At 63.0% G+C, this 22,523-nt stretch carries 21 protein-coding genes and 1 pseudogene; 12 read left to right on the top strand and 10 right to left on the bottom strand.

Annotation, left to right across the window (positions count from 1 at the left end; all coding sequences use genetic code 11):
- Positions 1-131 precede the first annotated feature (131 nt).
- From Q1L50_RS19650 to apbC, 3 genes are all read right to left on the bottom strand, one after another.
- A complete protein-coding gene (locus Q1L50_RS19650) occupies positions 132-2,369 on the bottom strand; it encodes an arginine/lysine/ornithine decarboxylase (protein WP_300342030.1) in 2,238 nt (745 codons plus the stop codon).
- Between the two features lie 110 nt (positions 2,370-2,479).
- Entirely contained in the window at positions 2,480-3,046 is a 567-nt protein-coding gene (gene dcd, locus Q1L50_RS19645) for a dCTP deaminase (RefSeq protein WP_300342028.1), read from the bottom strand.
- Between the two features lie 264 nt (positions 3,047-3,310).
- Positions 3,311-4,402, bottom strand: a complete 1,092-nt coding sequence (gene apbC, locus Q1L50_RS19640; RefSeq protein WP_300342026.1) for an iron-sulfur cluster carrier protein ApbC — start codon at positions 4,400-4,402, stop codon at positions 3,311-3,313.
- A gap of 161 nt (positions 4,403-4,563) precedes the next feature.
- Between apbC and Q1L50_RS19635 the strand changes: the two are divergent.
- Positions 4,564-5,580 (top strand): annotated as a pseudogene (locus Q1L50_RS19635) (PLP-dependent cysteine synthase family protein); the annotation flags it as partial.
- Positions 5,581-5,780: 200 nt separating this feature from the next.
- On the opposite strand, the gene Q1L50_RS19630 reads toward Q1L50_RS19635, so the two are convergent.
- Positions 5,781-6,590 carry an inositol monophosphatase family protein gene (locus tag Q1L50_RS19630; protein ID WP_300342129.1) on the bottom strand — a complete coding sequence of 270 codons (810 nt, stop codon included), beginning with the start codon at positions 6,588-6,590 and terminating at the stop codon, positions 5,781-5,783.
- Between the two features lie 63 nt (positions 6,591-6,653).
- Positions 6,654-7,205 carry a thioredoxin family protein gene (locus Q1L50_RS19625; RefSeq protein ID WP_300342022.1) on the bottom strand — a complete coding sequence of 184 codons (552 nt, stop codon included), beginning with the start codon at positions 7,203-7,205 and terminating at the stop codon, positions 6,654-6,656.
- A 53-nt stretch (positions 7,206-7,258) separates the two neighbouring features.
- On the opposite strand from Q1L50_RS19625, the gene Q1L50_RS19620 reads away from it, so the two are divergent.
- The 4 genes from Q1L50_RS19620 to Q1L50_RS19605 all read left to right on the top strand — a co-directional run bounded on the left by Q1L50_RS19620 (position 7,259) and on the right by Q1L50_RS19605 (position 11,365).
- Positions 7,259-8,023, top strand: coding sequence for a 16S rRNA (uracil(1498)-N(3))-methyltransferase (locus Q1L50_RS19620; protein ID WP_300342020.1), 765 nt, complete (start codon positions 7,259-7,261; stop codon positions 8,021-8,023).
- Positions 8,016-9,677: a polyphosphate:AMP phosphotransferase gene (gene pap / locus Q1L50_RS19615; RefSeq protein WP_300342019.1), complete on the top strand. Its 1,662-nt coding sequence runs from the start codon at positions 8,016-8,018 to the stop codon at positions 9,675-9,677. The genes Q1L50_RS19620 and pap overlap by 8 nt, the downstream gene beginning before the upstream one ends.
- Position 9,678: 1 nt before the next feature.
- Positions 9,679-10,998, top strand: a complete 1,320-nt coding sequence (gene argA, locus Q1L50_RS19610; RefSeq protein ID WP_300342017.1) for an amino-acid N-acetyltransferase — start codon at positions 9,679-9,681, stop codon at positions 10,996-10,998.
- A gap of 94 nt (positions 10,999-11,092) precedes the next feature.
- Positions 11,093-11,365 (top strand): oxidative damage protection protein, encoded by a 273-nt coding sequence (locus Q1L50_RS19605; protein WP_300342015.1) that lies wholly within the window; start codon positions 11,093-11,095, stop codon positions 11,363-11,365.
- A 61-nt stretch (positions 11,366-11,426) separates the two neighbouring features.
- Here Q1L50_RS19605 and rpiA read toward each other — a convergent pair whose 3' ends face one another.
- Positions 11,427-12,089, bottom strand: coding sequence for a ribose-5-phosphate isomerase RpiA (gene rpiA, locus Q1L50_RS19600; RefSeq protein ID WP_300342126.1), 663 nt, complete (start codon positions 12,087-12,089; stop codon positions 11,427-11,429).
- A 193-nt stretch (positions 12,090-12,282) separates the two neighbouring features.
- Here rpiA and Q1L50_RS19595 point away from each other — a divergent pair, with 193 nt between their 5' ends.
- Positions 12,283-12,657: a diacylglycerol kinase gene (locus Q1L50_RS19595; RefSeq protein WP_300342014.1), complete on the top strand. Its 375-nt coding sequence runs from the start codon at positions 12,283-12,285 to the stop codon at positions 12,655-12,657.
- 57 nt (positions 12,658-12,714) lie between these two features.
- Here Q1L50_RS19595 and ftsX read toward each other — a convergent pair whose 3' ends face one another.
- From ftsX to ftsY, 3 genes are read right to left on the bottom strand one after another with little or no spacing between them, the layout of a single operon-like run.
- Positions 12,715-13,614, bottom strand: a complete 900-nt coding sequence (gene ftsX, locus Q1L50_RS19590) for a permease-like cell division protein FtsX (protein WP_300342012.1) — start codon at positions 13,612-13,614, stop codon at positions 12,715-12,717.
- Positions 13,611-14,300 carry a cell division ATP-binding protein FtsE gene (gene ftsE / locus Q1L50_RS19585; protein ID WP_300342010.1) on the bottom strand — a complete coding sequence of 230 codons (690 nt, stop codon included), beginning with the start codon at positions 14,298-14,300 and terminating at the stop codon, positions 13,611-13,613. The genes ftsX and ftsE overlap by 4 nt, the downstream gene beginning before the upstream one ends.
- The gene (gene ftsY, locus Q1L50_RS19580) at positions 14,297-15,286 is read right to left on the bottom strand and encodes a signal recognition particle-docking protein FtsY (RefSeq protein WP_300342009.1); all 990 of its coding nucleotides are present in this window, start codon (positions 15,284-15,286) and stop codon (positions 14,297-14,299) included. Before ftsY ends, ftsE begins: the two co-directional genes overlap by 4 nt.
- A 95-nt stretch (positions 15,287-15,381) precedes the next feature.
- On the opposite strand from ftsY, the gene Q1L50_RS19575 reads away from it, so the two are divergent.
- Genes Q1L50_RS19575 through Q1L50_RS19555 form a run of 5 tightly spaced genes read left to right on the top strand, consistent with a single transcriptional unit; the run spans position 15,382 to position 19,381 of the window.
- Entirely contained in the window at positions 15,382-16,749 is a 1,368-nt protein-coding gene (locus Q1L50_RS19575) for a pitrilysin family protein (RefSeq protein ID WP_300342007.1), read from the top strand.
- Between the two features lie 13 nt (positions 16,750-16,762).
- Positions 16,763-18,058, top strand: a complete 1,296-nt coding sequence (locus tag Q1L50_RS19570) for a pitrilysin family protein (RefSeq protein ID WP_300342005.1) — start codon at positions 16,763-16,765, stop codon at positions 18,056-18,058.
- 4 nt (positions 18,059-18,062) lie between these two features.
- Entirely contained in the window at positions 18,063-18,617 is a 555-nt protein-coding gene (rsmD, locus tag Q1L50_RS19565) for a 16S rRNA (guanine(966)-N(2))-methyltransferase RsmD (RefSeq protein ID WP_300342123.1), read from the top strand.
- Positions 18,610-19,107: a pantetheine-phosphate adenylyltransferase gene (gene coaD / locus Q1L50_RS19560; RefSeq protein ID WP_300342120.1), complete on the top strand. Its 498-nt coding sequence runs from the start codon at positions 18,610-18,612 to the stop codon at positions 19,105-19,107. The genes rsmD and coaD overlap by 8 nt, the downstream gene beginning before the upstream one ends.
- A 13-nt stretch (positions 19,108-19,120) precedes the next feature.
- Complete coding sequence (locus Q1L50_RS19555) at positions 19,121-19,381, top strand: YfhL family 4Fe-4S dicluster ferredoxin (protein ID WP_300342003.1); 261 nt, start codon at positions 19,121-19,123, stop codon at positions 19,379-19,381.
- Positions 19,382-19,468: 87 nt separating this feature from the next.
- Here the strand turns inward: Q1L50_RS19555 and Q1L50_RS19550 are convergent, their stop codons facing one another.
- Complete coding sequence (locus Q1L50_RS19550) at positions 19,469-20,797, bottom strand: peptidoglycan DD-metalloendopeptidase family protein (protein ID WP_300342001.1); 1,329 nt, start codon at positions 20,795-20,797, stop codon at positions 19,469-19,471.
- 83 nt (positions 20,798-20,880) lie between these two features.
- On the opposite strand from Q1L50_RS19550, the gene tyrS reads away from it, so the two are divergent.
- Positions 20,881-22,080: a tyrosine--tRNA ligase gene (gene tyrS, locus Q1L50_RS19545; RefSeq protein ID WP_300341999.1), complete on the top strand. Its 1,200-nt coding sequence runs from the start codon at positions 20,881-20,883 to the stop codon at positions 22,078-22,080.
- Positions 22,081-22,523: the final 443 nt, after the last annotated feature.

The raw sequence follows: 22,523 nt of genomic DNA, 5'->3' as shown, positions 1-22,523 counted from the left end.
GCGTCGCTCGCTCGCGGCCAACTGCAGCAGTGGCAAATGCCGCTGCAGCGGCCAATCATCGAGCGGGGGCCGAGCGGGACTGGTCATGGTCGGGGGCATGCCCCGGTAGCGAAAAAAGCGCCTCGGCCACCTCAGCGAACGCAATCCACCGAGTACACCGCCTTGCCGTTGGCCAGCGCTTTCACCAGGCCATGGACGTCGGTTTCAAAGCCTGGAAAACGCTCATTGAAATCGCGCGCGAAGCGCAGATAACGAACGATTGTGGCGTTGAAGCGCTCGCCGGGGATCAGCAGCGGGATCCCCGGCGGATAGGGTGTCAGCAAGGTGCTGGTAATCCGCCCTTCCAGATCGTCGATCGGGACGCGGTCGATCTCGCGGTGCGCCATGCTGGCAAAGGCGTCGGTCGGCTTCATCGCCGGCTCCATGTCCGAGAGATACATCTCGGTGGTCAGGTGCGCCACGTCGTTGGCCGCGTAGATGCCGTGAATCTGCTTGCACAGGTCCTTCAGACCGTACCGCTCGTAGCGGGGATTCTTGGCCAGGAACTCCGGCATGACCTTCCACAGCGGCAGGTTCTGGTCGTAACCATCCTTGAACTGCTGCAGTTCAGTGACCATCGTGTTCCAGCGACCCTTGGTGATGCCGATGGTGAACATGATGAAGAACGAATACAGGCCGCACTTCTCGACGATGATTCCGTGCTCCGCCAGGTACTTGGTGACGATCGCCGCCGGAATTCCCCAGTCGGCGAAGTCGCCGTCGACATCGAGCCCGGGGGTGATCACCGTGGCCTTGATCGGGTCGAGCATGTTGAAGCCTTCGGCGAGCATGCCGAAACCATGCCAGCGTTCACCCGGCTTGAGAATCCACGCTGCACGCTCCTCGATTCCCTCTTCCGAGAGGTCGGCGGGGCCCCAGACCTTGAACCACCAGTCGGCACCCCACTCCTGCTCGACTTTGCGCATCGTGCGTCGAAAGTTGAGCGCTTCGGCAATCGATTCCTCGACCAGAGCCGTTCCGCCCGGCGCGTCCATCATCGCCGCTGCCACGTCGCAGGAGGCGATGATCGCGTATTGCGGCGAGGTCGAGGTGTGCATCAGATAGGCTTCGTTGAAGATGTCGCGGTCGAGTTTTCGCCCCTCCGAGTTCTGGACCAGAATCTGTGACGCCTGCGAGAGGCCGGCCAGCAGCTTGTGCGTCGACTGGGTCGAGAAGATCATCGCGTCCTTGCAGCGCGGCCGGTCTGCACCGATGGCATGGTAATCGCCATAAAACTCGTGGAAAGCGGCGTGCGGCAGCCAGGCCTCGTCAAAGTGCAGGGTGTCGATCGCGCCGTCGAGCATTTCCTTGATTTCCTCCACGTTGTAGAGGATCCCGTCGTAGGTGCTCTGGGTGATGGTCAGCACCCGTGGCTTGGCGGTGACCGCGCGCGCGAAAGGGTGCGCCTCGATCTTCTTGCGGATGTTCTCCCAGCGAAACTGCTCTTTCGGAATCGGCCCGATGATCCCGTAGTGGTTTCGCGTCGGCATCAGGAACACCGGGATGGCACCGGTCATGATGATCGAGTGAAGTACGGATTTGTGGCAGTTGCGGTCGACGACCACGACGTCGCCGGGTGCGACCGTGGAGTGCCAGACGATCTTGTTCGACGTCGAGGTACCGTTGGTGACGAAAAACAGGTGATCGGCGTTGAAGATGCGCGCCGCGTTGCGCTCCGAGGCGGCGACCGGACCGGTGTGGTCGAGCAGTTGGCCGAGTTCCTCGACGGCATTGCAGACGTCGGCGCGCAGCATGTTTTCGCCGAAGAACTGGTGGAACATGCGGCCCACAGGGCTCTTCAGGAAAGCGACCCCCCCTGAGTGCCCCGGGCAGTGCCACGAATACGAGCCGTCCTCGGCGTAATGCGTCAGGGCACGGAAGAACGGCGGTGCCAGACTGTCAAGGTAGGTCTTGGCCTCACGGATGACGTAACGGCCGATGAATTCGGCCGTGTCCTCGAACATGTGGATGAAACCGTGCAACTCGCGGAGGACGTCATTCGGGATGTGACCCGAGGTTCGCGTTTCACCGTAAAGGAAGATCGGGATATCCTCGTTGCGGCAGCGTATTTCCTTGACGAAGGCGCGCAGGCTGGCGACGGTGTCGTCGGCCTTGCCGTCGTGGAAGTCCTCGTCGTCGATCGACAGGATGAACGCCGAGGCGCGGCTCTGCTGCTGCGCGAACGATGTCAGGTCACCGTAGCTGGTCACCCCGAGGACTTCGAAGCCCTTCTTCTCGATGGCTTTGGCCAGCGCCCGGATACCCAGTCCGCCGCTGTTCTCCGAGCGGTAGTCCTTGTCGATGATGATTACCGGGAAAGCGAAATGCATGGCCAGTCCAGTACGAAATCAAGAGGGAGAAGCTGCAGCATCAGCACGGGATTGTCGTGCGGCCGCTGGCGCCTGGTGTCCCGCCAGCCGCGCAGGCGTCCCGCACGGGGTCACATTTTCGGCAGGGTCACGCCGACCTGGCCCTGGTACTTGCCGCCTCGATCCTTGTACGACGTTTCGCACTCCTCGTCGGATTCAAAGAAGAGAACCTGCGCGATGCCCTCGTTGGCGTATATCTTTGCCGGCAACGGCGTCGTGTTCGAGAATTCCAGCGTCACGTAGCCTTCCCACTCGGGTTCGAACGGCGTGACATTGACGATGATGCCGCAACGCGCGTAGGTACTCTTGCCGAGGCAGACGGTCAACACGCTACGCGGAATGCGGAAGTATTCGACCGTCCGCGCCAGGGCAAAGGAGTTCGGTGGAATGATGCAGAAGTCATTCTTGACCTCGACGAATGAATTCGGGTCGAAGTTCTTCGGATCGACGATCGTCGAGTTGAGGTTGGTGAACAGCTTGAATTCGTCTGAACAGCGGATATCGTAGCCGTAGCTCGAAGTGCCGTAGGAGACGATCCGGCGGCCATCGATCTCGCGCACCTGATTGGCCTCGAAGGGATCGATCATGCCGTGCTCTGCCGCCATGCGGCGGATCCATTTGTCAGACTTGATCGACATCGCTGGTCACCCGAATTCCGACAATACCGGAAAGGCGCTCATTCTACGGCGTCCGGGCAAGGGAAGAAACCGCTTCCGACGCCGATTCCAGGCGAGCGCTACGGCGGCAGCACGCCAGTCGGCCACGCGACGAGGCTCTCGGTCCTTGCGCGGCTGCCGCGGAACCGCCAGCGTTGTTAGTCCGCAGCCTCGCCTGATCGCCGGGAAGCGGGTGCCTCTAAACGCCTGCGATAGGTCGGCATTGGTCCGGCCCGCTGCCTGCTCTCAGGTGTTCTGGACCACGATGCTTGGGAACTTGGCGCTCATGTCGCGGCTGCGCTCGGCGACCTTGACCGCTATCCGGCGCGCTATCGTCCGGTAGATCTCGGCGGCCCGTGAGTCCGGCGCGCCGACCACGGTGGGTTTCCCCGAGTCGGTCAACTGGCGAATCGAGAGTTCCAGGGGCAGCGAACCAAGGAACTCGGTGTCGTAGTCGGCGCACATCTGGGCCCCGCCGCCCTGACCGAAGATGTGCTCCTCGTGGCCGCACTTCGAACAGATGTGGGTGCTCATGTTCTCCACCAGGCCAAGAATCGGGATGCCGACTTTTTCGAACATCTTGAGGCCCTTGCGCGCGTCAATCAGCGCAATGTCCTGCGGCGTGGTGACGATCACCGCGCCGGTGACCGGCACCTTCTGCGCCAGGGTCAGTTGCGTGTCGCCGGTTCCCGGCGGCATGTCGACCACCAGATAATCGACATCGTCCCAGTTGGTCTGCTTGAGTAATTGTTCGAGGGCCTGGGTCACCATCGGGCCACGCCAGACCATCGGCGAATCGACGTCGATCATGAAGCCGATCGACATCGCCTGCAAGCCGTGTGCGCGCAGCGGGTCCATCGACGTGCCGTCCTCGGATTCGGGCTTCTGACCGGTCAGGCCAAGCATTTGCGGCTGCGAGGGGCCGTAGATGTCGGCGTCGAGCAGACCCACCGTGGCGCCCTCCTGAGCCAGCGCCAGCGCCAGGTTAACCGCCGTCGTGCTCTTGCCGACGCCGCCCTTGCCGGAGGCCACGGCGATGATGTTCTTCACTCCCGGCAGTGGCTTGAGGCCGCGCTGCACGGTGTGGGCGACGATCTTGACGCCGATATTGACGCTGACATTGCCGATGCCGGGCACTGTCCGCAATTTGTCGATTACGGCCCGACGGATTTCGTCGAGCTGCGACTTGGCCGGGTAACCGAGTTCGATGTCGAGCGAGACATCTGAACCTTCTACCCTGATGTTTTTCGCCGCACGCGTCGACAGATAGTCTTTTTGGGTGTTGGGATCGATCACATCCTTCAGTGCCGCGTGTACGGCTTCTTTCGTTACAGCCATTTGCCAAAGCTCCTTCGATGGATACCTGAGTAATTTAGTAAAGTTTACCCGAAAAAGTCGCATAGCACACGCGCCGTCGTTCTGCCGGCGCGGTGCGTAGCTGTACGATACTCCACCATCACGGCGATTGACGGCCGCCTGTCGGCTGCTAAGCTGCACGCATGAATATCCCGCCTGCGCCCGTTCAGCAAGGTGACCGAAACTGGGTGCTGGCCGCTATCCGCCGCATCCAGGCCGATTTCCAGCGCTCCAGCGATACCCACCTGATCCCCTTGCCGCTCAAAGGTTTTCCGGGCATCGACCTCTATCTGAAGGACGAGTCGAGCCACCCGACCGGTAGTCTCAAGCACCGACTGGCGCGCTCGCTGTTTCTTTACGCCTTGTGCAATGGCTGGCTGCGCGAGGGCAGTACGGTGGTCGAGGCGTCCAGTGGCTCGACAGCCATCTCAGAGGCCTATTTCGCCCGCCTCCTCGGGCTGCCCTTCGTCGCCGTCATGCCCGCCTCGACCTCGCCGGAAAAGGTCGCGGCGATCGAATTCCAGGGCGGTCGCTGCCACTTGGTCGGCGACCCGATGAGCATCTACAGCGAGTCACAGCGAATGGCCGACGAAGTCGATGGTCATTACATGGATCAGTTCACCTACGCCGAGCGTGCCACCGATTGGCGTTCCAACAACAACATCGCGGAGTCCATCTTTCAGCAAATGCGGCTTGAGAAGCACCCTGTTGCGAGCTGGCTGGTTTCCAGCGCCGGCACCGGCGGCACGGTCGCGACGCTCGGTCGCTACGTCCGCTACTGCGCGTGGCCAACCCGCGTCTGCGCGGCGGATGCCGAGTTTTCGGTGTTCTTCGAGCACTACCTCAGCCGCAAACCCGACCTCTGCCTGCGTGAGGGCTCGCGAATCGAGGGCATCGGCCGGCCGCGCGTCGAAGCTTCGTTCCTGCCGCAGGTCATCGACGCCATGGTCAAGGTGCCCGATGTCTGGTCGGTGGCCGCGATGCACGAGCTATCGGTGCGCCTGTGTCGTCGGGTGGGTGCTTCGACCGGAACCAATCTGATCGCCGCGCTGGCGTGCATGGACCAGATGCGCGCACGAGGCGAATCAGGCTCGGTGGTTACCCTGCTCTGTGATGCCGGGCAGCGCTACGGCCGCACCTACTACCGCCGGGAGTGGTTGCAGCAGGCCGGCTTGCAGTGTGACGAGCAGCGCAAGGCCGTTGCCGTATCGCTGGACTCGGGTCGGATTGCCGCCGAGCTCGCCGCCAGTTGGCGGACCGCTGGCGAACTGGCGATCAGGCGCGCCTGATCCGGCTAGTAGCCAGAAAGCATGCGCTTCGGCGGGTGCAGAAGCTCGCTCGTACGTCCGGTGAGACGCCTTCAGCCGACGTCCGGCGAGCTGTTCTGGCGCACCCACTTCCGCCAGTTGGTGAACACGGTCGGGTGCAGGGCGGCAATCACCGAGCGGCACCAGACGTCCTCATCGTCATAGTCGTCGTGCGCCAGCGTACACATTTGACCGCCGGCTTCGCGCAGGATCAGGCTGCCGGCAGCATAGTCCCAGAGCATCTGGCCGCCGTGCAGGTAAAGATCCAGCCGGCCAGCGGCGAGGTTGCACCAGTCGAGCGTCGAGCTGCCGAAATTGCGCTGCGAGTAGAACGGCGGGCTGACGGCAATTCGGTCGGCCAGCAGCCTGGGAATCCGCTTGAAGTCCACGCCGCCGACGGCGCGGCCCATGTCGGCGGTCACCTGACGCAGCGGCAGGCGGCGGCCATTGAGGTAGGCGCCATTGCCTTCGCGGGCGTAGAACATTTCGTCGGTGATCGGGTTGTAGGTCACCGCCAGCCGGGTTCGGCGGGCGCGGATCCAGGCGATCGAGACGGCAAAGCAGGGTAGTCCATTGATGAAGTTGGTGGTGCCGTCGATGGGGTCGATGCACCACAGGCCTCCGTCGTCGTCGCTGCCGCCGAGCCAGTTGGCGCGCTGGGCCGCTGGCGACATTTCTTCGCCGATGATCGGGCAGCGGCGAATCTCCTTCAGCCGCTCATGCAGAAAGTTCTCGGCGGCGAGGTCGGCTTCCGAGCACAGTGATCCGTCGTCCTTGCGCTGGTCGTGGACGACGCGCAAGAAGCGCGGCATGATTTCCCGCTGCGCGACCTCGCGGACCAGCGCGACGGTGGCGTCGAGCATCGTCTTGAGTTCACTGTCCGAGGTCGTCGGCAGTGCCGCGTTGTCCAGGGCACTCATCGTGACTCAGCTGCGCCACTTGATCGAGCAGCCCATGCTGGCGATCTGCTGGCGCGGACCGTGTCCTGTTTCGGCAACCTCTCGCATCGCGAGCACCAGCTCGCGTCGGGAATCCGGTGCCGCGGGCAGACGGCCGCTGGCATCGAGTCGGCCGCGATACTGCAATTCAAGGCGGCGGTTGAAGCCGAAGAAATCCGGCGTACAAACGGCACCGTACTGGCGTGCGACGCTCTGCGTCGCGTCGTACAGGTAGGGAAAAGAGAAGTCGAGCCGCACTGCCAGGCGCTGCATGTTTTCAAAGGAATCCTCGGGGTATTCGGTCGAATCGTTGCTCATGATCGCGGCAACACCGATGCCGATGGCCTGCAGCTCGCGGGCGTCGCGGCAGATCCGGTCGATTACCGCCTTGACATAGGGGCAGTGATTGCAGATGAACATCAGCAGCAGCCCGCTCGGGCCGCGCAGCGAGGCTGGCGTATGTCGCAAACCGCTGGTGTCCTCGAGTTCGAAGTCTACGGCCTGCCAGCCGAAGTCACACACTGGTGTATTGAGTGCCATCAGCGACTCGCCTCCAAAGAACGACCATCCAAGCGCTTAACTTTTATAATACCATGGTGAATGATCCCCGTTTTCATTGCCCGATGCCGCTTGCGGCAGGCACCCAAACCGATTTGCCGGAGCGGGTTGCGCATCACGCGGTCAGGGTTCTGCGCCTGCGTCATGGCGATGGCCTGACGCTGTTCAATGGTGCTGGCGGAGAATATGCTGCGCGAATCGTTGGCTGCGAGCGTGCGCGGGTCCGCGTCGAGGTCCTCGAAAGGCGCGACACCGAGCGGGAGTCGCCACTTTCAATCACCCTGGTGCAGGCGCTTCAGGCCGGTGAAAGAATGGACCTGACCGTGCAGAAGGCGGTCGAACTCGGCGTCGAACGTGTCGTGCCGGTGATCTCGCGACGCAGCGTGGTGCGTCTTGCCGATCAGCGCGCGGTTCGCCGGCTCGAACATTGGCGCGGAATCGTCGCTGCTTCCTGCGAACAGTGCGGCCGAAACCGCTTGCCTGAGGTTGTCGTTCCGGAGAGTCTCGAACACTGGCTGGCGCGAGGCGTCGAACCGGGCGTTCACAGACTGATGCTGGCGCCGGCCGGCCGGCACTCGCTGGCGAGTCTGCCGGCACCGAGCGTCGGCGGGCGTGTTGAGTTGCTGGTCGGTGCCGAGGGTGGTCTGGCACCCGAGGAAATCGTCATGGCCCGGTTGGCAGGTTTTTTGTCGTTACGTCTGGGGCCGCGTATTCTACGCACCGAGACCGCTGGCCTGGCTGCGCTCGCAGCAATCCAGTTTTTGTGGGGTGACTTGAAGGAGGAGATGACTGATGTTTGAATCGGCCGAGCTGGGACACAAGATCGACAAGGCAACTTACCGCGAGGAGGTGCCCAAGTTGCGTGCCGCCTTGCTCGAAACGCAGGCGCAGTTGCGCGACAACGACAGCTTTCCCGTCATCATCCTGATCAGCGGCGTCGACGGGTCGGGCAAGGGGGAAACGATCAACGTCCTCTACGAGTGGATGGACCCGCGTTACCTGTCGACGCACGCCTACTCCGCGCCGACCGCCGAAGAGAAGGCGCGCCCCTCGATGTGGCGTTACTGGCGAGCGCTGCCGCCGAAGGGGCGAGTCGCGATCTTTTCCGGTTCCTGGTATTCGCACCCGATTGCCGAGCGGATCACCAACGACATGTCGCGCTCCGATTTCGATCAGCGCATGGACCAGCTCAACCGGTTCGAGGAGATGCTGGTCAACGAGGGCGCGCTGATCCTGAAGTTCTGGATACACCTCTCCAAGGACGCGCAGCGCGAGCGCCTGCAATCGATCGAGGCGAACCCGCTGACCAAGTGGCGAGTGACCAAGGCGAGCTGGGATCGCCTGAAGACCTACGACAAGTTGCAGGAGGTTGCCGGCCATCTGTTGCGCACGACCAGCACCTCCTGGGCACCGTGGATCATCGTCGAGGGTACCGACGACCGTTATCGCTCATTGACCGTCGGCAAGACCATCCTCGATGCGGTGCAGAAGCGTTTGCTCGAGAAGCGCGAGGCAAGTGCGCCGCTGGCGCCGCCGGTGTCGCCGCGAATCGACGGTCTGGACGTGCTGAGTGCTCTCGATATGTCGCAGACCCTGGCCAAAGACGTCTACGAGACCGAACTCGCCAAATGGCAGGGGCGCCTGGCGGAGCTGACGCGCCACCCGGCGTTCACCAAGCGCGCCCTGGTCATCGCATTTGAAGGCTCCGACGCGGCCGGCAAGGGAGGCGCGATCAGGCGGGTGACCTCGGCGATGGATGCGCGCCAGTATCAGATTATCCCGATTGCCGCGCCGACCCGGGAAGAACTCGCGAAGCCCTATCTGTGGCGCTTCTGGCGACGCATGCCGCGTCTCGGACGGGTGGCCATTTTCGACCGGACCTGGTACGGCCGGGTGCTGGTCGAGCGCGTCGAGGGCTTCTGCAGCGAAGCCGACTGGTCACGCGCGTACGCCGAGATCAACGATTTCGAGCATGACATCTGGCACGCAGGCGGCATCGTCATCAAGTTCTGGCTGCAGATCAGCGACGAGGAGCAGCTCAAGCGATTCGAGGGGCGCGCGGAGGTCGAGCACAAACGCTTCAAGATCACCGAGGAAGACTGGCGCAACCGCGAGAAGGCGGCCCAATACCATGAAGCGGTTTGCGACATGATGGAGCGCACCAGCTCCGGGACCGCTCCGTGGACGATCGTTGAGGCCAACGACAAGTATTTTGCGCGCGTCAAGGTGTTGCGCACGATCTGCGAGCGCGTCGAAAAAGAGTTGAAAGTCGATCCGATGAAGGAAGTCAAGGCAGCGGCGCCAAAAGTCGCCAAGCCGGCGACACAGAAGGCAGCCAAGGCGGTGGCGGCAAAGGAATCGAAAGCTGCCGCAGCGACTGCGGCCAAGGCGAGCAAGGCGATGAAGGGGGCGACGGCAGAACAGTCGAGCGAAAAGGCGGCGCCCGCCACGTGAGATGTCCGCGAATTCGAGTTCTGACAACTTCGTAGCCTGGTTTCGGTCGGTCGCGCCGTACGTAAATCTTTTTCGCGGCAAGACCTTTCTGGTCGCGTTTGGCGGCAAGGCGATTGCCGGGCCACTCGGGCGCACCCTGGCCTACGACGTCAACCTGCTGGCGGCGCTCGGCGTGCGATTGGTGCTGGTGCACGGCGCACGGCCGCAAATCGAGGAACTGCTGCGCGAAAGAGGGCTGCCGTCGGTCTATCACGGCAACTGTCGGGTGACCGACGCTCAGGCCCTCGATAGCGTGATTGACGCGGTCGGCAGCATCTACGTCGAGATCGAGGCCCTGCTTTCACAGGGCCTCGCCGATACGCCGATGGCCAACAGCACGATTCGGGTGGTCGGTGGCAATTTCATTACTGCCCGGCCGGTCGGCGTCGTCGATGGCGTGGACCTGCAGTATTCGGGTCAGGTACGCAAGGTCGACAGCGAAGGGATACGAGCCCAGCTGGCGCTGGGCAACATCGTACTGCTGTCGTGCCTTGGGTCGAGCCCGACCGGCGAGATCTTCAATCTGTCCATGGAGCAGGTGGCCGAGGCAGTGGCGACTTCCTTGCTGGCCGACAAGCTGATCTTTCTGACCGACAGCCGGGGTGCGACCGACATCGACGGCGCCCTGCTCGACGAGTTGACGGTTGCCGCGGCCGAGCGGCTGCTCAGTCTCGGCGAGTGGCTGTCACCGGACCTCAAGCGCTACCTGCCTTGCGCCGTGCGCGCCAGTCGCGCTGGCGTCGGCCGTGTGCACTTGATCGGCTACGACGAGGACGGCACCCTGCTGCGCGAACTGTTTACGCGTGACGGGGTGGGTACGATCATCACCCGTGAGTCGCTCGAACAACTGCGCGACGCCCGACCCGACGACATCGGCGGCCTGGTGGCGCTGATCGAGCCGCTCGAAGAAGAAGGCGCGCTGGTCCGCCGTTCGCGGGAGTTGCTCGAACGGGAAATCACGCGCTTCTCGGTGGTCGAGCACGATCGGGTGATCGTCGCCTGTGCCGCGCTTTATCCTTACGGTGGCGATCAGGCCGAGCTGGCCTGCCTGGCCGTTCATCCGCACTATCGGCGCTGGGGTCATGGGGCGCTGCTGATGAAGCGGATCGAGGCGCGGGCTCGGGCGTCCGGGATCAAACGCCTGTTCGTACTCACCACGGTGACCGCACACTGGTTCAAGGAGCGCGGCTTCGCCGAACGTCAGATTGATCAGCTGCCGGCCGAGAAGCGCTTGGTGTATAACCTGCAGCGTCGTTCCAAGGTGCTGATCAAGGATCTCTAGTTTTCTTGCCGTTGCCGTTCGGCCCATACGCCGACCGGAACGTACAGGGTTTACCTCTGCGGCGCCGCCGTGGAGCAATCAAGGAGTGGATTGCATGACGAGAATGGTTAACTGCATCAAGCTGGGCCGCGAGGCCGAGGGACTGGATTTTCCGCCCTATCCGGGCGAGTTGGGCAAGCGGCTGTATGAAGCCGTATCCAAGGAAGCATGGCAGCAATGGGTGCGCATGCAAACCATGATCATCAACGAGAACCGCCTCAATCTTGCCGACGCCGCGCATCGCAAGTATCTCGCCGAGCAGCTGGAAAGACACTTCTTCGGCAGTGGGGCGGACAAGGTGCAGGGTTACGTTCCGCCTGCCAGCTGATCGGCTGCCGCCGCCCGTGCCGGCGGCGGCATGGGCGGCGGCGGGAAGTCCGGCCGGTCGTTCAACTGGCGGTCAGGGTCAGCACTCCGGCCGCCGTGCCCAGGAGGCAGACGTCAGCCGGACGACGGGCGAAGAGGCCGTTGGTCACCACTCCGACGATCTGGTTGATACGCGTTTCCAGGCCGGCCGGGTCGAGGATCTCGAGCCCGCTGACGTCGATGATCAGGTTGCCGTTGTCGGTGACGAAGCCTTCGCGCAGAACTGGCGAGCCGCCGATCGCCGCCAGTTCGCGTCTGACGTGGCCAAGGGCCATCGGAACGACTTCGACTGGCAGGGGGAAACGACCCAGCACTGGCACCAGTTTGGCACCATCGGCAATACAGATGAACTTCCCGGCCACCGCCGCGACGATCTTCTCGCGTGTCAGCGCGCCGCCGCCGCCTTTGATCATCTGCATCGCCGCGTTGATCTCGTCGGCGCCGTCCACGTAGACCGGGATGCGGTCGACTTCGTCGAGATCGTAAACGGTAATGCCGTGGCCCTGGAGTCGTCTTTTGGTGGCCTCGGAACTGGCTACCGCGCCCCTGATCCGGTCTCTTATCGCCGCCAGTTCGTCGATGAAGCAGTTGGCGGTCGAACCCGTCCCGACGCCGACAATTTCTCCTTCGACAAGGTGCGCGATGGCTGCGCGCCCAACGGCTTGCTTCAGTTGGTCCTGGGTAATCGCCAAACTCGGCCTCGTCGTCTGCGCGTGGGTGGATGGCCGCCATTGTAGCGGCGGTGGGCAAGCGACGACAGCTCGGGATTGACCTCGCCGCGTTGGGCCGCGAATCGAGCCATACGCGGCCGCGAGCACCAGCGGGGTGTTCATATGTGGTTATACTTGCCGCCGATCGAATACCGGCAAGGAAACCCCGATGGTTGACGAAAGCCCGTTCAAGGGACAGACCGGGTTGAGGCGGGTCTGGAACGCCCTGCACTATTCTCTGGCGGGCTTGCGCGCGGCTCTTGTCGCCGAGGACGCCTTTCGCCAGGAAGTGCTGATCGCCGCGCTGCTCATCCCCTGGTCGTTCTTCCTCGCCGTGGATGGCATCGGGCGGGCGCTGATGATCGGCAGCGTGCTGCTGGTGCTGATCGTCGAACTGCTCAATTCAGCCATCGAGGCAACCGTGGACCGGATCTCGCTGGACCGGCATCACCTTGCCAAGCGCGCCAAGGACATTGGCAGCGCGGCGGTGTTGCTGGCCTTGCTCAATGCCCTGCTGATCTGGGCTTGCGTATTGCTCGGCTGAGTGCATTCGGCCAGAGTGTCCTGTGGCTGGCTCAGGGTGCTGCGACGGGTGCCGGCTTCAGCGGCTGCCGCGCAGGTGAATCAGGGCCGAGATCTTGGCTCCCAGCCAGCCGAGGCCGCCGCCGATAGCGGCCAGCCCGCCAAAGTCGCGGGCCGACAGGCTCTGCAGAGTGAAGTCGGCACCATAGAGCCGCGCCAGCTCGGCCACCGGTGGGGTCAGGAGATGGCTGCCCGCGGTCACCAGCAGCGCAGCGCACAGTCCTCCGAGGGCGCCCTGCAGGAGTCCGAAATAGTGCAGTGGGCGTTGAATGTAGCTATCGGTCGCGCCGATCAGTTTGGCAACCTCGATCTCGTCCGCCTGGGCGAGGATTTGCAGGCGAATGGTATTGAAGGTGATGGTCACCAGCGCACCGGCGAAGAGCACCGCGAGCAGCATGACGACCAGCTTCGCCAGGCGAAGAAGGGCATCGAGGCGCTTCACCCAGACCGAATCGAGTTGTACGTGCGCCACCTTTGGCCATTGCGAGAAGGTTTCTGCCAGGTGTTCGAGTGATTCGGGCTGCGAATCGGCAGGGGTGACGACGAACGCGTCCGGCAGCGGGTTTTTCGGCAGGCTGCCGATGATCTCGGCCATTCCCTCCGACTCCTGCAGGCGCTTGAGTGCCTCTGCGCGGGGAACGAAATGCCAGCTTCCGGCGGCCGCTTGCTGCAGCCGTGACTCAATTTCCCCGCGCTCGCGCTGACCGGCGTCGAGCTCGAGAAAAATGCTGATCTGTTGCACACCCGGGGTATTGCCGGTCAGCGTGCGCAGGTTTTCGATGGCCAGCCAGCCGGCGGTCGGTAGCGTCAGCGCGACGCCGATCACCAGCAGCGACAGCAGGGTGTTCAGCGGCGCCGCGGCGAGGCGCCGCAGCGCCTCGCGCAAGGCGGTCAGATGGTGGCCGAGCCGGCCCGTCATGGCTCGCCACCGTCGGCCGCTTGCTCGGGCAGCTGTTCGCTCATTTCGCCCTTGTCGAGGCGAAGAATTCTTGGCTTCAGCCTGGCCAGGATCAGCGGGTCGTGGGTGGCGATGAGAACGGTAACCCCGACCTGCTGAAAAGTCCGGAGGATTCCCAGGATCTCGGTGGCCGACTCCGCGTCGAGGTTGGCGGTCGGTTCGTCGGCAAGGATGATCGCCGGCCGATTGACCACCGCACGGGCGATTGCCAGGCGTTGCTGTTCGCCGCCCGAGAGGGCGATCGGAAAGGCCTTTTCGCGATTCGGCAGGCCGACCTTGGCCAGTGCCGCCTGTGCGCGGCGCGGCGCGTCCTTGGCCGGATGGCCGACGATCGATAGCGGCAACAGCACATTATCGAGGACGGTGCGGTCGAACAGCAGCTTCTGATCCTGAAAGATCAGCCCCAGCTTGCGGCGCAGGTAGGGAATCGCGCTTTTGCGAAGTGCCGCGAGGTTCTGGCCGTTGATCACGATGCTGCCCGCGGTCGGACGTTCGATCGCCGCCAGCAGCTTGAACAGTGTCGACTTGCCGGCGCCCGAGTGGCCGGTGAGGAAGACCATTTCCCCGGCGGTGACCTCGAAGCTCACGTTCTTGAGCGCTTCGTGACCGTCAGGGTAACGTTTGGTGACAGCGTTGGCAGTAATCACTCGAACAGCGCGTCGACAAAATCGCGGGCATGGAAAGGTCGCAGATCGTCGATACCCTCGCCGACGCCGATGAAGCGTACCGGCTTGGGGCACTGGCGGGCGATTGCGGCGACCACACCTCCCTTGGCGGTGCCGTCGAGCTTGGTCAACACCAGGCCGCTGACCTTGATCGCCTTGTCGAAGGCCATTACCTGCTGCAGGGCATTCTGGCCGAAGGTCGCGTCCAGCACCAGCAGCGTTTCATGCGGGCCGGACGGGTCGGCCTTCTGGATGACGCGACGGACCTTGGCGATCTCGTCCATCAGATGCAACTGCGTTGGCAGGCGACCCGCAGTGTCAGCCAGCACGATGTCGATGCCACGCGCCCTGGCGGCGGCGATGGCGTCAAAAATAACCGCCGCCGAGTCGCCGGACTGCTGTGAAATGACCGTCACGTTGTTGCGTTCGCCCCAGGTTTGCAGTTGCTCGCGCGCCGCCGCGCGGAAGGTGTCGCCCGCGGCCAGCAGAACCGACCGGCCCTGCGCCTGGAAATGCTTGGCCAGCTTGCCGATCGAGGTGGTCTTGCCGGCACCGTTGACGCCAGCGATCATGATCACGAAGGGGCGGTGGGTGGTCACGTCGAGCGCTTCTTCAAGCGGCCGAAGAAGGTCGAACATGATGTCCGACAACGCTTGCTGAATGGCCTCGGGGGTACCGAGCCTGTCTCGTCTGGCACGCATCTTCAGTTGGTAGAGCAGGTGCTGCGTGGCGTCCAGGCCGACGTCGTTGGTCAGCAGCAGGGCTTCGAGGTCTTCGAGCAGTTGGTCGTCAACCTTGCCGCGCGAGAACAGTGATTTCAGTTTGCCACCAAACTGAGCGCGCGTGCGCGCCAGACCGGTCTTGAGTCGCAGCCGCCACGATGCGGCCGCTGCGGCCTCGCTGACGTCACTGACGGTCGCAGCGGGGGTCTCTTGTGGTAGCGGGGACTTCTTGGGGAAACCAAACATGGGGCGTTCGTGTCTCAAAGGCGCTTCGAGGCTTTGGCGGTGCTAAGATGCCGGCGCAAACACCCGACACCCCGAAATTCTATCAGAAGCGATTGATGCCCATGCGCCACGCGAGACTGATTCCGCTGTTGCTGGCTCTGGCCATGCCGGTCAGCGGGCTGGCCGAGACCTTTGAACGGCAGCTGGCAAATGGCCTGCGGATTATCGTCAAGGAGGATCACCGTGCCCCCACGGTAGCACACATGGTCTGGTACCGTGCCGGCAGCATGGACGAAACGAATGGCAGCACCGGCGTGGCGCACGTTCTCGAGCACATGATGTTCAAGGGTACGCCGAGTGCCGGGCCCGGCGAGTTCAGCCGTCGCGTGGCCGCCGCGGGGGGACGCGACAATGCCTTCACCAGCCGGGACTACACCGCTTACTTCCAGCAGGTACCGAAGCAGAAACTGTCCGAGATGATGCAGCTGGAAGCCGATCGGATGCGCCATCTGACGCTTGACCCCAGGGAGTTCGCACAAGAGATCAAGGTGGTCATGGAAGAGCGCCGCTTGCGCACCGACGACCAGCCGCAGTCGCTGTTGGTCGAGCAGTTGACCTCAGTCGCTTTCCAGACGCACCCCTACCGGGTGCCGATCATCGGCTGGATGAACGATCTTGAGCACCTGGCGCCGGCCGATGCCCGCCGCTGGTATGAGCGCTGGTACGCGCCCAACAATGCCTATGTGGTGGTCGTCGGTGACCTCGATCACCAGGTGGTGTTCGAGCTTGCCGAAGAACACTACGGCCCTCTGGAGGCGCGCCCGTTGCCGGTCAGGAAACCGCAGGACGAGCCGCCGCAGCTCGGCATTCGTCGTCTGACGGTCAAGGCGCCGGCGGATCTGCCGGTAGTGATGATGGCCTACAAGGCGCCGGTGATCCGCGATGTCGATCAGGACGTCGACCCCTATGCTCTGGAAATGCTGGCAGCCGTTCTTGCCGGCCACGACGCAGCGCGCTTTTCAAGGCACCTGGTGCGCCAGCAGCGGCTGGCTGTGGTGGCTTCCGCCAGTTACGACTCGACCGCGCGCGGTCCGGGCATCTTCTATTTGCATGGATCGCCCAGCGAGGGCCGGACGGCGGCGGAACTCGAGGCCGGCCTGCGCGCCGAAATCGCCGACGTGCAGCAGCATGGCGTGGCCGCCGACGAGTTGGCGCGCGCCAAGGCGCAACTGATCGCCGGACAGATCTACAAGCGCGATTCGATCTTTGCCCAGGCGATGGAAATCGGCCAACTGGAAGCGGTCGGAATCCCCCACGCACTGAACCGGCGGATGATCGACAAGCTGCAAGAGGTGACTGCCGAGCAAATTCGGGTGGTAGCAGCAAAATATTTTCGTGACGAGCAGCTGACGGTCGCCCAACTCGACCCGCAACCCTTGCCGCTGGCTTCGCGCCCGGCTTCGCCGTCCACCGCGCGCCACTGATCAGAGAGCGTCGATGACTCCCTTCAAGCTGCTGCTCCTGTCGTTTCTCGCTCTGACCATGGAGCTGGCGCACGCCGGCCCGAAGATCCAGCACTGGCAAAGCTCGTCGGGTGCACGGGTGTTCTTTGTCGAGAACCACACCTTGCCGATTCTCGACCTTCAGGTCGATTTTGCTGCCGGCACGGCCTATGAGCCCGTCGGACGGGCAGGCGTCGCGTCCTTGACCCGAGCGCTCATCGACCTCGGCGTGGCCGGGATCGATGAAACGCAAATTGCCAGCCGGCTGGCAGATGTCGGCGCCAGGCTGTCGGGTGGGGTCGACATGGATCGCGCTTCGGTGGTGCTGCGCACGTTGTCGATGGCCGACAAGCGGGGTCCCGCGCTCGACGTTCTGCGCGCCATCCTGAGCACGCCGCAGTTTGCAGCGGCCGTTCTTGATCGCGAGAAGGCGCGTACGGTGGCCGCGCTCAAGGAGGCGCTGACGCGTCCCGATACCCTGGCCAGCAGGGCCTTCTGGTCGGCCATGTATGGGTCGCACCCATACGGCAGCTATGCCACGCCGGAGTCGGTGAGCGGCCTGGAGCGGGCCGATGTCGCCGCTTTCCACGCCGCGAATTACACCGCGCCACGCGCTACCGTGGCCATCGTCGGCGACCTGGAGCGAGCGCAGGCCGAGGCTCTGGCCGACGAGCTGACAGCTGCATTGCCTTCGGCGCCGGCGATGCGCGGTGTCGCCGCTCCGACTTTGCCGGCTGCCAGCGAGCATCGGATTGCCCACCCGGCGTTGCAGGCGCACCTGCTGTTGGGGCTGCCGGCGCTGAAGCGCGGCGACCCCGATTTCTTTCCACTGGCGGTCGGAAACTACTCGCTCGGCGGTGGTGGCTTTGTCTCGCGGCTGATGAAGGAGGTGCGGGACCAACGCGGGCTGGCGTACAGTGTGCACAGCTACTTTCACCCGCTGGCGCAGTTGGGGCCTTTCCAGATCGGTCTGCAGACCAAGAAGGCGCAGGCCAATGAGGCGCTCAAACTGACCCGCGCGGTGCTCTCCAATTTCCTTGAACAGGGGCCCAGCGAGGTTGAGTTGCAGGCGGCGAAAGAGAATCTGGTCGGCAGTTTTCCACTGCGCCTCGACAGCAATCGCAAGATTCTGGACAGCGTCGCAATGATCGGTTTCTATGAATTGCCGCTCGACTATCTCGACCTTTATCCGGAAAACATCGCCAGGGTGACCGCCGCCGAGGTCAAGGCGGCGTTCTCGCGGCATGTGCGCCCGGAGCATCTGGTGACAGTGGTTGTCGCCGCGGAATAGTTCTCTGAACGCGGTGCGGATCATCGGCGGGGAGTGGAGGCGCCGCACTTTGCGCTTTCCTGACTTGCCGGGTTTGCGGCCGACACCGGATCGGGTGCGCGAGACCTTGTTCAACTGGCTGGGCAACGACTTGCGCGGCGCATCCTGCCTGGATCTGTTTGCCGGCAGCGGCGCGCTGGGGTTCGAGGCGGCCTCGCGCGGCGCGGCCAGGGCGGTGCTGGTCGATAGCTCGGCGAAAGTCGTGGCGGCGCTGGCGAGCAACGCCAGGACTCTGGACCTTGACAGGCGCCTGGAGATTGTTTGCGCGGATGCGGTAAGATTCGCAACTTCCGTCGGCGGGTGCTTTGACGTGCTGTTTCTTGATCCGCCATTCAATCAGGGCTGGATCGACCGCCTGGCCCCGATCGTCCCGAGCCTTCTGGCCGAGGACGGCATCATCTACGTCGAGGCGGAGCGGCTGCTGGAGGGTTGCGGGACGTGGCGCACGGTACGCCAGGGGAAAGCGGGCCAGGTTTTTTATCACTTGATGCGGCGAGGCGAGGCTAATGGCGCTGAATAGGCGAATGGCAATCTATGCCGGCACCTTTGATCCGATGACACGCGGCCATGAGGATCTCGTTCGGCGTGCGAGTTGCCTCTTCGACCGGGTGATCGTCGGCATCGCCGAGAGCCAGCCGAAGAGGCCGTTCTTCTCGCTGGTCGAGAGGGTCGAGATGGCGCAGGAGATTCTGGCGCCCTACCCGAATGCTGAAGTCTGCGGCTTCAATGGTCTGTTGATGGATTTCCTTCACGCCAAAGGCGCCAAGGTGATCATCAGAGGATTGCGGGCGGTTTCTGATTTCGACTATGAATTCCAGATGGCGGGGATGAACAGAAACCTCTTTCCGGAGGTCGAAACGGTATTTCTGACACCGGGCGAGCAGTACATGTTCATCTCGGCGACGATGGTTCGGGAAATCGCCGTGCTCGGCGGAGATGTAAGCCAGTTCGTGCAGCCGGCAATTTGTGAGCGACTGGCCAAGCGTGTAAGAGAAATTTCATCGATCTGAAGGAACAGCAAGAATGTCTTTGACTATCACCGACGAATGCATCAACTGCGACGTGTGCGAGCCCGAGTGCCCGAACGAAGCTATCAGCCAGGGGGTGGAAATCTACGAGATCGACCCCAACAAGTGCACCGAATGCGTCGGTCACTACGATACGCCCCAGTGTGTCGAGGTGTGTCCGGTCGATTGCATCCCCAAGGATCCGGCCAATCAGGAGAACGAGGATCAACTGTGGGTCAAGTACGAGAAGCTGACCGGCAATCCGCGCACTTCCTGAACCCGGAAACCGTGGTCGGCCGGTAGCCGCGGACGAGCCGCACCTGCTGGTCAGGGACGGCTTTTTTGTGGGGCCGCTGCCTCGACCTCACTCGATAGCGGCGAGGGTGGTTTGGCCGGCGAGGCTGAGCTGTGCCTGGAGTGTCCTGCTGGAGGCGTTGAAGCGAGTGCGCAGCGAGTTGGTTAGCGGGATCGCCCGGGGCAGCGAAATGGCCAGTGGGTCGACCGGCTGGTCGTTGACCCGGAACTCATAATGCAGATGCGGTCCGGTCGCTAGTCCCGTCTGGCCGACGTAGCCGATGGTGTCTCCCTGGCGGACGCGGGTGCCTTGGCGAACGCCCTTGGCGAACTTCTGCAGGTGACCATAGGCGGTCGAATACCTTCCCTGATGCTTGAGCACGATCAAGTTGCCATAGCCGCTCTGGCGTTCTGCGGTCTCGACCACGCCGTCGGCCACCGCGACGACGCCTGCGCCCGTGGGCGCTCCGTAGTCCACCCCTTTGTGGGCTCGCCAGGTGCGCAGAATTGGATGAAAGCGGGCGCCGGAAAAGCCGGAGGTGACCCGCGAGAACTCGATCGGTGAGCGCAGGAAGGCCTTGCGCAGGCTGCTGCCGTCAGCGGCGTAGTAAGCGCCTTCGCCGTCTTCTGTTTGAAACCAGTAAGCGCGCAGGACGTTCTGGTCGTTGATCAACTCGGCCGCCAGGAGGCGGCCACTGCGCACCGTCTGGCCGCGGTGCGTAAGGCTTTCGTAAACCAGCGAAAAGCGGTCGCCTTTGCGCAGGTCGCGATGGAAATCGACCTCGCTGGAGAAAATGGCGACCATCTGCAGAGCGACGGCGTCGGGAATGTCGGCTTCGTCGGTGGCTGCGAACAGCGAGTGGCGGATTTCGCCTGACTTGAGGACCGCGCGGCTTTCCAGGTGCAGCGCCTCTTGCCACGCAACGAAGCCGTCGCCAGTACGTTCGACTACCAGCAGCGCGTCCTCGCCGGGAAGTTCGACATAAAGGCCCAGCAGCTCGCCGCCTTCGCTGGATTTTGCGCTGACGGTATTTCCCGGCCGCAAGTGCCGGGCCACGTCCTGCGTTTGCCGATTGCCGCCAATGAATTGCAGCGCTTCGCGGTCGGCAATTCCGAGGCGGTTCAACAGGCTGGCTATGGTGTCACCGCGTTGGACGCGCTCTTCGCGCAGGAAGGCTGCGTTCTCGCTCTTGAGCAGAATGGCGGTCGGTGCGGGAAGTCGTTCGAGCACCGTGACCGGGGCAACGCGCGGGCTTTCGGCTGTTGGCGCAATGGCAAATGCGGCGACCATGCCGAGCAGCGAGACGCCGCCGATGGCGGCTGCTGCCCAAGGGTGACGACGCAGTCGGTCGATCGATGGGTGTGAATGCGCTAGAATCCGGCTCTCCTCGAAATCCATGGACTGTCGGTGGCAAAACGCTGGAGTCTAGCAAGAAACCCTCCTCACCAGAAGCTCTCTGGGCACAAACAATAGAGGTTTGCATGCGCGCCGTTGAACAAGACCTCAAGCAAATCAAGCGCGGGTCTGAAGAATTGCTGCTCGAAACCGAGCTGGTCGAAAAGCTCGCAAGTGGCCGCCCACTGCGGATCAAGGCCGGATTTGATCCAACCGCTCCCGACCTGCACCTGGGACACACCGTGCTGATCAACAAGCTCAGGCACTTTCAGGACCTTGGTCACCATGTGATGTTTCTGATCGGGGACTTCACCGGCATGATCGGTGATCCCACCGGCAAGAACGTGACGAGGCCGCCGCTGTCGCGCGAACAAATCCTCCAGAACGCCGGGACCTACCAGGAGCAGGTGTTCAAGATCCTCGATCCGGAGGCGACCGAGGTCTGTTTCAATTCCACCTGGTTCGAGCCACTTGGTGCGTCGGGGATGATCCGCCTGGCCGCGCTGCATACCGTGGCGCGGATGCTCGAGCGCGACGACTTCGCCAAGCGCTATCGCAATGGGCAGCCGATCGCTATCCATGAAATGCTCTATCCCCTTTGTCAGGGGTATGACTCGGTGGCGATGAAGGCGGATGTCGAACTCGGAGGTACCGATCAGAAGTTCAACCTGCTGGTCGGGCGGGAGTTACAGAAGCACTACGGGCAGGTGCCCCAATGTATCTTGACAATGCCGCTGCTTGAAGGTCTGGACGGGGTCAACAAGATGTCAAAGTCGCTGGGCAACTATGTAGGCATCAACGAGCCGCCTGGCGATATGTTCGGCAAGCTGATGTCGGTCTCCGATCAATTGATGTGGCGCTACTTCGAACTGCTGTCCTTCCGGACGACGGAACTGATCGATCGCTTCAAGCAAGACGTCGCTGGCGGACGTAATCCGCGCGACGTCAAGGTGCTGCTGGCGCAGGAAATAGTCGAGCGCTTCCATGGTGGCGCTGCCGCTGCCCAGGCCCTGGCAGATTTCGACGCCCGCTTCCGCGAGGGAGCAATCCCCGACGACATCGCCGAGGTCAGCGTTTCGGGCGCCGGGTTTTCCTTGAGCCTCGCGCAGGTCCTCAAGCAGTCCGGGCTCACCGCCAGCACCTCCGAGGCCTTGCGCATGATCGATCAGGGTGGCGTCAGGATCGACAGCGTCCGCGTCGACGACAGGCACCTCGTCCTCCCGGCCAAGGGCAGCTTCGTCCTGCAGGTCGGAAAGCGCAAGTTTGCTCGGGTGCGCATCGCTTGAGCGCTCTGGCAGTCCCGCTCTGACAAAGGTTTCGGAAATGATCTCCGAATTGTTTCGAAAGAGGGTTGACGCCGGTAACCAGCACTGTATAATTCGCACCTCCGCTACGGAGTATGACATAAAAGCTGAATAAAATCAGTGTGTTATCGACGTACAGTGCGAGTTTGGCGCGACCTTGAGGGGCTGCGCAAGCGGTGCAAGGTGGCTCTGGTGGTTTCTGGAAAGAAGTGTTGACGCAACCGGAAACGTCTGTATAATGCGCCCCTCTCGCTGCTCCGGCAGCAACGCAACACGGCGCCCGGCCAGTTGGTCGATCCGCCAGCTCTTTAAAAATGAGACAACCGATAGGTGTGGGTTCTCGGTCTGGGGTAGTCTGCTTAGGTGGGCTGTCGGAAAAGATGGAGTAACTCGCACGGAGTAGGAGTGCTGGTCTGGAGCGATCC

This window comes from Accumulibacter sp., from assembly GCF_029255145.1.
GTDB lineage: Bacteria > Pseudomonadota > Gammaproteobacteria > Burkholderiales > Rhodocyclaceae > Accumulibacter.
This window is presented reverse-complemented; position numbering and strand designations above follow the sequence as displayed.

What these genes read in the sequence shown, in the direction of transcription:
- Q1L50_RS19650 (WP_300342030.1), bottom strand. Translation starts at nt 2,369, where the DNA reads ATGCATTTCGCTTTCCCGGTAATCATCATCGACAAGGACTACCGCTCG.
- dcd (WP_300342028.1), bottom strand. Translation starts at nt 3,046, where the DNA reads ATGTCGATCAAGTCTGACAAATGGATCCGCCGCATGGCGGCAGAGCAC.
- apbC (WP_300342026.1), bottom strand. Translation starts at nt 4,402, where the DNA reads ATGGCTGTAACGAAAGAAGCCGTACACGCGGCACTGAAGGATGTGATC.
- Q1L50_RS19630 (WP_300342129.1), bottom strand. Translation starts at nt 6,590, where the DNA reads ATGCTCGACGCCACCGTCGCGCTGGTCCGCGAGGTCGCGCAGCGGGAA.
- Q1L50_RS19625 (WP_300342022.1), bottom strand. Translation starts at nt 7,205, where the DNA reads ATGGCACTCAATACACCAGTGTGTGACTTCGGCTGGCAGGCCGTAGAC.
- Q1L50_RS19620 (WP_300342020.1), top strand. Translation starts at nt 7,259, where the DNA reads ATGGTGAATGATCCCCGTTTTCATTGCCCGATGCCGCTTGCGGCAGGC.
- pap (WP_300342019.1), top strand. Translation starts at nt 8,016, where the DNA reads ATGTTTGAATCGGCCGAGCTGGGACACAAGATCGACAAGGCAACTTAC.
- argA (WP_300342017.1), top strand. Translation starts at nt 9,679, where the DNA reads ATGTCCGCGAATTCGAGTTCTGACAACTTCGTAGCCTGGTTTCGGTCG.
- Q1L50_RS19605 (WP_300342015.1), top strand. Translation starts at nt 11,093, where the DNA reads ATGACGAGAATGGTTAACTGCATCAAGCTGGGCCGCGAGGCCGAGGGA.
- Q1L50_RS19595 (WP_300342014.1), top strand. Translation starts at nt 12,283, where the DNA reads ATGGTTGACGAAAGCCCGTTCAAGGGACAGACCGGGTTGAGGCGGGTC.
- ftsX (WP_300342012.1), bottom strand. Translation starts at nt 13,614, where the DNA reads ATGACGGGCCGGCTCGGCCACCATCTGACCGCCTTGCGCGAGGCGCTG.
- ftsY (WP_300342009.1), bottom strand. Translation starts at nt 15,286, where the DNA reads ATGTTTGGTTTCCCCAAGAAGTCCCCGCTACCACAAGAGACCCCCGCT.
- Q1L50_RS19575 (WP_300342007.1), top strand. Translation starts at nt 15,382, where the DNA reads ATGCCCATGCGCCACGCGAGACTGATTCCGCTGTTGCTGGCTCTGGCC.
- Q1L50_RS19570 (WP_300342005.1), top strand. Translation starts at nt 16,763, where the DNA reads ATGACTCCCTTCAAGCTGCTGCTCCTGTCGTTTCTCGCTCTGACCATG.
- Q1L50_RS19555 (WP_300342003.1), top strand. Translation starts at nt 19,121, where the DNA reads ATGTCTTTGACTATCACCGACGAATGCATCAACTGCGACGTGTGCGAG.
- Q1L50_RS19550 (WP_300342001.1), bottom strand. Translation starts at nt 20,797, where the DNA reads ATGGATTTCGAGGAGAGCCGGATTCTAGCGCATTCACACCCATCGATC.
- tyrS (WP_300341999.1), top strand. Translation starts at nt 20,881, where the DNA reads ATGCGCGCCGTTGAACAAGACCTCAAGCAAATCAAGCGCGGGTCTGAA.